8 protein-coding genes are annotated in these 8,803 nt (G+C 70.8%); 5 read left to right on the top strand and 3 right to left on the bottom strand.

Annotation, left to right across the window (positions count from 1 at the left end; genetic code table 11):
* Positions 1 to 59: 59 nt before the first annotated feature.
* The 3 genes from recF to dnaA all read right to left on the bottom strand — a co-directional run bounded on the left by recF (position 60) and on the right by dnaA (position 4,744).
* A complete protein-coding gene (gene recF / locus MXD58_RS13650; RefSeq protein ID WP_248839911.1) occupies positions 60 to 1,199 on the bottom strand; it encodes a DNA replication/repair protein RecF in 1,140 nt (379 codons plus the stop codon).
* A 1-nt stretch (position 1,200) separates the two neighbouring features.
* The gene (gene dnaN / locus MXD58_RS13655) at positions 1,201 to 2,403 is read right to left on the bottom strand and encodes a DNA polymerase III subunit beta (RefSeq protein WP_248839912.1); all 1,203 of its coding nucleotides are present in this window, start codon (positions 2,401 to 2,403) and stop codon (positions 1,201 to 1,203) included.
* A 757-nt stretch (positions 2,404 to 3,160) separates the two neighbouring features.
* A complete protein-coding gene (dnaA, locus tag MXD58_RS13660) occupies positions 3,161 to 4,744 on the bottom strand; it encodes a chromosomal replication initiator protein DnaA (protein WP_248839913.1) in 1,584 nt (527 codons plus the stop codon).
* A gap of 843 nt (positions 4,745 to 5,587) precedes the next feature.
* Here dnaA and rpmH point away from each other — a divergent pair.
* The 5 genes from rpmH to MXD58_RS13685 all read left to right on the top strand — a co-directional run bounded on the left by rpmH (position 5,588) and on the right by MXD58_RS13685 (position 8,720).
* Positions 5,588 to 5,725 carry a 50S ribosomal protein L34 gene (gene rpmH, locus MXD58_RS13665; protein WP_248819056.1) on the top strand — a complete coding sequence of 46 codons (138 nt, stop codon included), beginning with the start codon at positions 5,588 to 5,590 and terminating at the stop codon, positions 5,723 to 5,725.
* A gap of 30 nt (positions 5,726 to 5,755) precedes the next feature.
* The gene (gene rnpA / locus MXD58_RS13670) at positions 5,756 to 6,145 is read left to right on the top strand and encodes a ribonuclease P protein component (protein ID WP_248839914.1); all 390 of its coding nucleotides are present in this window, start codon (positions 5,756 to 5,758) and stop codon (positions 6,143 to 6,145) included.
* A complete protein-coding gene (gene yidD, locus MXD58_RS13675) occupies positions 6,142 to 6,738 on the top strand; it encodes a membrane protein insertion efficiency factor YidD (RefSeq protein ID WP_248839915.1) in 597 nt (198 codons plus the stop codon). The genes rnpA and yidD overlap by 4 nt, the downstream gene beginning before the upstream one ends.
* Before the next feature lies 1 nt (position 6,739).
* Positions 6,740 to 8,047 carry a membrane protein insertase YidC gene (gene yidC, locus MXD58_RS13680; RefSeq protein ID WP_248839916.1) on the top strand — a complete coding sequence of 436 codons (1,308 nt, stop codon included), beginning with the start codon at positions 6,740 to 6,742 and terminating at the stop codon, positions 8,045 to 8,047.
* A gap of 118 nt (positions 8,048 to 8,165) precedes the next feature.
* Positions 8,166 to 8,720 (top strand): Jag family protein, encoded by a 555-nt coding sequence (locus MXD58_RS13685; protein ID WP_248839917.1) that lies wholly within the window; start codon positions 8,166 to 8,168, stop codon positions 8,718 to 8,720.
* The last annotated feature ends 83 nt before the right edge of the window (positions 8,721 to 8,803 follow it).

The following is an 8,803-nucleotide window of genomic DNA, read 5'->3' on the forward strand; positions in this document are numbered from 1 at the left end:
CGGCGGTGCCCTCCGGCGCGGCGGGCGAGCCGTCGGGGGCGGCCGGGCGGCCATCGGGATCAGTCGGCATCGCGCACCTCCGCGTCGGCGACGAGGAAACGACGGCCCGCGAGCTCCGCCGGCACGTCCCCCTCGACGGCGGCCGTCACCAGCACCTGCTCGGCGGGCGCGACGAGCTCGGCGAGACGCGCCCGCCGCTGGCTGTCCAGTTCGGCGAACACGTCGTCGAGCAGCAGAACCGGCTCCCGGTCGTCCGCCCGCAGCAGCTCGAACGAGGCCAGGCGCAGCGCGAGGGCGAACGACCACGACTCGCCGTGGCTGGCATAGCCGCGCGCCGGGCGGCCCGCGATGGACAGCGCCAGATCGTCCCGGTGCGGGCCGACCAGGGTCATCCCGCGTTCGATCTCCCGCGCCCGGGCCTGCGCGAGCGCCGCGTGCATCACCTCGACCAGCTGTTCGCGCTCGCCGGCGCCACCCACCGAGCCTGCGGGCAGCGGCACGCTCGCTCGGTAGTCGATCGCGACCTCGGCCGCCGCCCCGGCGACCGCCGCGTAGGCCTCGACGACCGACGGACGCAACGCCTCGACCAGGGCGAGCCGGGCGGCGAGCAGCTCGGCTCCGTGCGCGGCCAGGTAGCCGTCCCACACGTCCAGGGTGCGCAGATCACCTTGCCCGCCGGAGCGCCGCGCCGCCCCGGCCGTGCGCAGCAGCGTCGAACGCTGTCGGACGACCCGCTCGTAGTCGGCCAGCACCGCCGCCATCCTCGGCGTCCGGGCGACCAGCAGCCCGTCGAGGAACTGCCGGCGCCCGGCGGGATCACCCTTCACCAGCGCAAGATCCTCCGGGGCGAACAGGACCGTGCACAGCAGACCAAGAACATCCCTGGTCCTGGCGACCGGCGCGCGGTTCAACCGCGCCCGGTTCGCCCGTCCCGGCACGATCTCCAGTTCGACGAGGGCCGCCCGGTCGCCGCGGACGATCCTGGTGCGCACGATCGCCCGCTCCGCGCCGTCGCGGACCAGCGGGGCATCGCCCGCGACCCGGTGGCTGGCCAGGGTCGCGACATAGCCGATCGCTTCCAGCAGGTTGGTCTTCCCCTGCCCGTTGCTGCCGACGAACGTGGTCGTCCCCGGACTCAGCGTGAGATCGAGAGCCGGGTAGGACCGGAAGTCGACGAGTGACAGATGCGTGAGGTGCACGTCACCCGTGGAGACGGATCGGCATGAGCAGGTAGCGGTAGTCGGGCAGCTCGCCGCTGGTGCCGTCGGCGGAGTCGCCCTCCGCACCGGACTTGCCGGTCAGGATCGCCGGCTTGTTCGCCGCGACCGTGGGATCGTCCGCGCTGGCGAAGCCGATCCGCACGATGTCGGACTCCAGCGCACCCAGGGCGTCGAGCAGGTAGGACGGGTTGAAGGCGACCGCCAGCTCCGGGCCGTCGTAGACCGCCGGGAGCGTCTCGGTGGCCTGCGCCTCGCCGCCCGTCCCGGCCTCCAGCACCAGGTGGTCCGGGGAGAACGCCAGCTGCACCGGGGCGGTCTTCGCCGCCACCAGGGCCACCCGGCGCACGGCCTCCTGCAGTGGAGCAATCTCCAGCTGGGCGATCAGCGGCGAGCTGTCGGGCAGCAGCTTGCGGTAGGGCGGGAACTGGCCCTCGAGCAGCCGTGTGGTCGTCTGTCGGGTCGAGCCGGAGAAGCCGGCCAGGGTCTCCCCGGACGGACCGGTCCCCAGCGCGATGGACACCTCCACCCCGGAGCCCGACAGCGACTTGGCGGTGTCCAGCAGCGTGCGTGCGGGCACCAGGGCCACCGTCACCGGGGTGACCTCGCCCTCGGTCGCGGAGTCCTCCGCCGGGCGCCACTTCAACGTGCGTACCGCCAGCCGGTAGCGGTCCGTCGCGGCAAGGGTGAGGGTGTCGCCGTCGATCTCCATGCGCACACCGGTCAGCACGGGCAGGGTGTCGTCCCGCCCGGCGGCGATGGCGACCTGCGCGACCGCGGCGGCGAAGGCGGATCCCTCGATGTGCCCCGTGACGGGAGGCATCGCCGGCAGCGCCGGGTAGTCGTCGACCGGCAACATCGGCAGCGCGAACCTGGCGTTCCCGCAGGTGATGACGAGCCGGGTGCCATCGATCGCGAGGTCGACCGGAGCGGCCGGCAGCGAGCGGGTGATCTCCGCGAGCAACTTGCCGTTGACGAGGGCGCGGCCTTCCTCCGACACGGTCGCGTGCACCGTGCTCTGCGCGGCCACCTCGTAGTCGTAGGCGGCGACCTTCAGCATCGGCCCGGTGGCGTCGAGCAGGAGTCCCGACAGCACCTGGAGCTGGGTCGTCGGCCGGCTCGGCAGCGTACGGGCGGTCCAGGCGACCGCTTCGGTGAATTCGTCCCGTTCCACCCGGAACTTCATGGTTAGCCCTCCTGTCGTTCCCTCCGGTGTGCGGAGGCAGCCGGTCGGGAACACCGCTCAGCATCCCAGAGTGCCAGGCGGCGGCAGCGGGCGGCCGACGTCACCCCGGGTGCCTACTCGGAGCCCACGAAGTGGGACAGCAGGCGTTCGACGATGATCATCGTTCGTTGTCCACACCCCCTAGTACTTAGAGATTTTGATCTTTTAAAGAGAGATCTAGAATCGTGGTGGTAGTAGGGGGTGTGGATACTGGGGATAACCATCGTTTCCGCAGGTCAGAGCCCTGATTGGCCGGTGCAAATCCTGTGGGTTCGCCTGTGGACAGACGCAGTGGATATCCACACGTCGAGACGCTGTCCCCAGGGACTACTTTGTCCCTCCACAGGCATTCCCCGAGTTATCCACAGGCTGTCCACCCCTTCTTCCACCGGTTCGCCCACCCGCTGTCCACAAGGTTTTCCACAAGCTGTGGGTGGAACCACCCTGTGGGCTCGGCGAGCACCCGCGGCCGGCGGAGGCCCATGGGGGCACATGGTCACCGGTGGTGGTCGAAAGGTTTCGGTGTAATCATCGACTTCAACGCAAACGCCACTAATGATCGCTTGATCGATCGGCGTTCGCGGAACGGCATGGCGGGGCGCCTGGGCGCGTTGTCCACGAACCCGTGTGGTCGCACGGGCCGTCACCGGGCGGCCGGGATACCCCTGTGTAGTCGGCGCCGGGCGATGGCCCCGCGCGATTCGGTCCCCGGTGGGGGTCAGTTCTGGCGGGCCTGCAGTCGGATGCGGTTGGTCAGCTCGGTGACCTGGTTGTAGATGGCCCGCCGCTCCGCCATCAGACCGCGGATCTTGCGGTCGGCGTGCATGACCGTCGTGTGGTCACGGCCGCCGAAGTGCTGTCCGATCTTCGGCAGGGACAGGTCGGTCAGCTCGCGGCACAGGTACATGGCGATCTGGCGGGCGGTGACGAGGACCCGGCTGCGGGACGTGCCGCACAGGTCGTCCATGGAGACGCCGAAGTACGCCGCGGTCGCGTTCATGATCTGGATGGCGGTGATGTCCGGGTTGCCGGCGTCGGGGATCAGGTCCCGCAGCACGATCTCGGCGAGCGTGCGGTCGACATGGGACTTGTTCAGGCTCGCGAAGGCGGCGACCCGGATCAGTGCCCCCTCGAGCTCTCGGATGTTGCGCTCGATGTGGGTCGCGATGTACTCGAGAACGTCCGGTGGCACGGGCAGCCGCTCGGTCGCCGCCTTCTTCGACAGGATCGCGATGCGGGTCTCGAGGTCCGGCGGGGTGATGTCGGTCATCAGGCCCCACTCGAACCGGCTACGCAGCCGGTCCTCCAGCGCGGACAGCTGCTTGGGCGAGCGGTCCGAGCTGATGACGATCTGCTTCTCGCCGTCGTGCAGGACGTTGAAGGTGTGGAAGAACTCCTCCTGCGTCCGCTCCTTGTTCTCCAGGAACTGGATGTCGTCCACAAGCAGGACGTCCACATCCCGGTAGCGGCGCTGGAAGGCCTGCTGGCGGTCGTCCCGGATCGAGTTGATGAAGTCGTTGGTGAACTCCTCGGAGCTCACGTACTTGACCCGGGTGTTCGGGTAGAGCTTCAGCGTGTAGTGGCCGATCGCGTGCAGCAGGTGGGTCTTGCCGAGCCCGGAGTCCCCGTAGATGAACAGCGGGTTGTATGCCTTCGCCGGCGCCTCCGCCACGGCCACCGCGGCGGCATGCGGGAAACGGTTGCTGTCACCGATGACGAACGTCTCGAAGATGTACCGGGGGTTCAGGCGGGCCTGCGCGGGCTCGGCCTCGACCGGGGCGGCCTCCCGGCCGAGACCGGCACCCATCCGGATCGGCGGGGCGGCGTCCGCGGGCTCGGGGAAGGGCAGCTCCCCGTTCACCGGCGCGGACTTCTGCCGGCTGCCACCGGTGGACTCGCCGCGCTCGACCGGCGGCTGGGCACCGGCCGAGCCGGTGTCGCCCTCCCCCGGCTGGACGATGCGGATCGGGCCACTCAGCGGCTCCGGATCCGGCAGGTGCTCCACGGTCACGGCGACCCGGATGTCACGTCCATACGCTGTGGACAAGGCTGTGGACAAGAACGGGCGCAGGCGCGAGTCGAGGAGTTCCTTGGTGAACTCGTTGGGCGCGGCGAGCAGCGCCGTGTCCTGAACCAGGCCGAGCGGGCGGGTCAGCCGCAGCCACGCCCGCTGCTGGGCGGACAGCGCGCCGTCGGCGACCCCGGAGACGGCCTTGCGCCAGACCGCGGCCAGATCCGGGTCACCCGCGGGCTCGTCTCCGAACGGTAGACCGGCGACAGAGTCGGCGCGGGAGTTGGACACGAGGGCTCCTCGGGCAGTTCGGTACGGTTCGCGGGCGGTGCGGTCCCAGACAGGGGAGTCAGGTCGCGGATGCTGTTGTGGTCTCGTCCGGTCGTGACCGGGAGACTTCGCCCCAATGGTTCTCCACATCGTCGTCCACAACCTGTGCATGGACGCGACAGGGCGGCCGGCGTGGCGCACCGGCTCGTTCTCCTGGCGAGATCCCCCGCCTCGCACCATCGCCCGGACCTACCGCTGCTCCCTGCCAAACGCCCTCTCCACAGGCGTTTTCCACAGGCCATGGTGCACCGAGCCGGCGGTTTCCAGCGCCCCGCGGGCCGGATTGGCATCCTCCGGCAGCTGCGTGCGTGTGATGGTGCCCCCACGATCGTAAGGCGCGGTCCGAGGCTTCGTGCCGGCGCCGTCGGTCGGCGAACCGACGGCGTGCGCCCGGGTCCGCGACGGGAGCTCATCCCGGCCTTCGATCAGCGCCTGTGGCATTTGCTTACAAGCAGTCATCGGCGTGGGCCTGGCCGGACAGTTCCAGGGGTGTCATCACCTGTCCTCGTGGATCGGCCGACGTGACCGCGAGGACAGTCCGGTGTGCACGCGGAGCTCGGTCCGCCCACCTGGCTGTCCCTCCCCGCGGGACCTGTCGGGAGGCCGCCCGTTGGCGCTGTCGAGGTCGGTCGGAAAGCCGCCCGGGAGGCCGTGACGGGCGCGGGCATGTGTACGCTAGGTCGAACCGCGGTGTTAGACCGCCTCGTTTGTCGTGGGATGTGCTTGTGCGGGCCGTGTGGTGCGGCCCGCCCCCGCGGCGGCGAAGCCCACCGCCCGCGTCCACCCTGCAGACGGAGTCGTCACGTGAGCAAGCGCACCTTCCAGCCGAACAACCGTCGGCGGGCCCGGACACACGGGTTCCGGTTGCGGATGCGGACCCGTGCCGGCCGATCCATCATCTCCGCCCGTCGACGCAAGGGACGCAGCGAGCTCTCCGCCTGACGGCGGGTTCCTGCTGTACCCCGGTTGACGATGCTTCCCGAGCAGGCCCGCGTCCGGACGAGGGACGAGCACGCCCGCGTAGGGACTGCTGGCCGACGGACGCGCTCCGGTCCACTAGTTGTCCACAGCCTGTGGACAACTAGTGGTGAGCCGCCGCGTGCGGGATTCGTCGTCGGGCGGCGGGTGGGTAAGGCCGTCGTGCGCAACCGGGTTCGTCGCCGGCTGCGGGAGCAGGTGCGCGCACGGCTCGATCACCTTCCTTCCGGCACGATGCTGGTTGTCCGGGCGCTGCCGGATGCCGCGGGAGCGAGTTCCGACCGACTTGGCCGTGCCCTCGATGACGCGTTCGCGCGGGCGACCGGCCCCGCGCTCGAGGGAACCCGGCAGACCGGCCGCCGGCAGCGGGAGGCGACCCGATGAGTACAGGATCGATCCTGCTCGTCGTGCTGGGCGCCGCCGCCGCCTTGGACGTCGTCCTGGCCTCCCGAGCCGCCCGGCGGCACGTGCCCGGGTTCGCCCGCACGCCCGCCGGTGCGGTCCGCGGCCCGCTGGCCTGGCTCGCCGGCGCCTTGGTGCGCCTGTACCGGGCGGCCTGGTCGGGCCGTAACGCCGGCATGTGCCGCTTCGAACCGTCCTGCAGCGCCTACGCGCTGGAGGCAGTGCACCGTCACGGCGGGGTCCGTGGCGGGGTGCTGGCGCTTGCCCGTGTGCTGCGCTGCCAGCCGTTGTCCACCGGTGGTTACGACCCGGTGCCGGGCGGGCGGCCCGTCGCGCCGCGGCGCGACATCACTGCGGACTCGCCCGCGTCGGCGGGAACCGACGCGGGGTCGGCAGTCGTTCGCGAACCCAGGGGTACGACGAGCGCCAGTCTGTCCGCGTGCCGGACGGGCGGACCCGCCCGTACCGGTACCGCCGCGCCGGCCCACAGGCGTGGCTTCCCGTCTCCGGCCGAGGGGACACGGGCCCGAGATCGTCGGTTCCGGTCGCGGACCGTGGGTTTGAGGAGTCAGTAAGTTGTTGGATCCGCTTTACCACCTTGCCGCGAACGCGATCGTCTTCTTCCACAAGGGCTTCGGCCCGATCTTCGGCGACAGCAGCTTCTTCTCCTGGGCCTTCTCCGTCGTCCTGCTCGTGATCTGCGTGCGAATTCTGATCTTCCCGCTGTTCGTCAAGCAGGTGAAGTCGCAGCGCACGATGCAGATGATGCAGCCGCGGATCAAGGAGATCCGGGAGAAGTGGGGCCACGACAAGCCCCGCATGCAGCAGGAGATCATGGCGCTGCAGCGGGAGCACGGCAATCCGCTGCTCGGCTGCCTGCCGATCGTGCTGCAGATCCCGCTGTTCATCTCGCTGTTCCACGTGTTCACCCACCTGGCGCCGATGAACGAGGGCCCGAACGGCTCGCTGGTCTGGCGTCCCCGGGTGGGGCTCTCCGCCCACGAGGTCGAGCAGATCGCCTCGGCCAAGGTGTTCGGTATTTCACTGTCGAGCAGCTTCCGCTCGAACAGCCAGCTCGTGGACTTCCTCGGGCTGAACACGACGCACGTCCGGATCCTCGCGGTCGTGCTGATCGTGCTGATGGGTCTGACGACGTTCATGACCCAGCGGCAGATCATGGCCCGCACGGGACCGACGGACCCGCAGCAGGCGATGGTCCAGAAGATCCTGCTCTACGGTTCGCCGCTGATGCTGGCGATCTTCGGTTTCCGCTTCCCGATCGCCGTTCTGCTCTACTGGCTGACCACCAACCTGTGGAGCATGGGCCAGCAGTTCTTCGTGATCAAGCGGATGCCGCCCGTCCAGCCGCTGACCGCAAGCGGCCGTCCGGCCGCCGACGGCGCTGCCGTGCCGGCCCGCCCGGCGCCCGGTGTCCGGGCCGGAGCGAAGTCGAAGTCCCGCCCCCGGCCGGCGACGGCGACGGCGCCGAACCTGACCAAGGGCTCGGCGGCCACCGGCAAGCTGACGGACACGGTGCGGGAGGGCGTCCGGTCCTCCCCGACCGCGCCGCCCGGTACCCGCTCCCGCAGTGGCGCCGCGGCGCGTCCGGCGGGGAAGGCCACCGCCACCAAAGAGGCCGGCGCCACCGGCATCAGTGAGCAGCCGGCGGGTTCCCCGGCCAGATCCGGTGGCAAGGGGAAGGACCAGACCGGCAAGGCGGCCGCACGTACCTCGGACAGTGCCGCGGCCTCGACGTCGGAGGCGGGGACCACGGACAGTGGCGACCGGCCCACCCCCGTCCCCGCCGGTGCGCGCCGCCAGCCGGGTGGCTCCCGCCCAGCCAAGCGCCGCAGCAAGGGCAAGCGGCCCGGCGGCCGGCGTTGATCCGGGTTGGTACACCCGGACCCGCCCGTGGCACCGCAGGTAACCCCGATCACGTCACTGCGCGGAGGCATCCCGTAGTCTCGGCTCCGCCGCCCCCCGTTCCCCTGGAGAAGTGCAGATGACCGGTTCGGCCCCCGACCTGGCTGTGGACGCGGCCGGAGTCACCGACGAGCAGGCCTCCCCCGAGTCCGAGCTCAAACCGCAGGAGCGGCGCATCGCCGACCTCGAGCAGGAAGGTGAGATCGCCGCCGACTACATCGAGGGCCTGCTGGACATCATCGACATGGACGGCGATCTTGACCTGGACGTCGAGAGTGGCCGGGCCGTCGTCGCCGTGGTCGGCGACGGGCTGGACCGGCTCATCGGGACCGGCGGCGAGGCGCTGGAGGCGCTGCAGGAGCTGACCAGACTCGCCGTCCTGCAGCGGACCGGTACCCGCAGCCGCCTGATGCTCGACGTCGGCGGCCATCGGGCGCGCCGGCGGATCGAGCTCGGCAAGATCGCGACTGCGGCCGCGGACCGCGCGCTGGAACAGGGCAAGCCGGAGACCCTCGCCCCGATGACCCCGTTCGAGCGCAAGGTCGTGCACGATGCGATCGCCGAGATCGACGGCGTGCACAGCGAGTCGGAGGGCGAGGAGCCCAGCCGACGGGTCGTGATCCTGCTCGGCTGAGGCCGGGCGCGCCCCGATCGCAGTCCGCCGGTGGGGGCCGCCGCGACGGGAGTCCACGGCGTGGCCGCCGGCCGCGCCTGGCC

The sequence above is a fragment of the Frankia sp. AgKG'84/4 genome, from assembly GCF_023242965.2.
Lineage (GTDB): Bacteria > Actinomycetota > Actinomycetes > Frankiales > Frankiaceae > Frankia.

Coding starts and splice junctions, on each gene's coding strand:
- MXD58_RS13685 (WP_248839917.1), top strand. CDS start 8,166: ATGACCGGTTCGGCCCCCGACCTGGCTGTGGACGCGGCCGGAGTCACC.
- dnaN (WP_248839912.1), bottom strand. CDS start 2,403: ATGAAGTTCCGGGTGGAACGGGACGAATTCACCGAAGCGGTCGCCTGG.
- rnpA (WP_248839914.1), top strand. CDS start 5,756: ATGCTTCCCGAGCAGGCCCGCGTCCGGACGAGGGACGAGCACGCCCGC.
- yidD (WP_248839915.1), top strand. CDS start 6,142: ATGAGTACAGGATCGATCCTGCTCGTCGTGCTGGGCGCCGCCGCCGCC.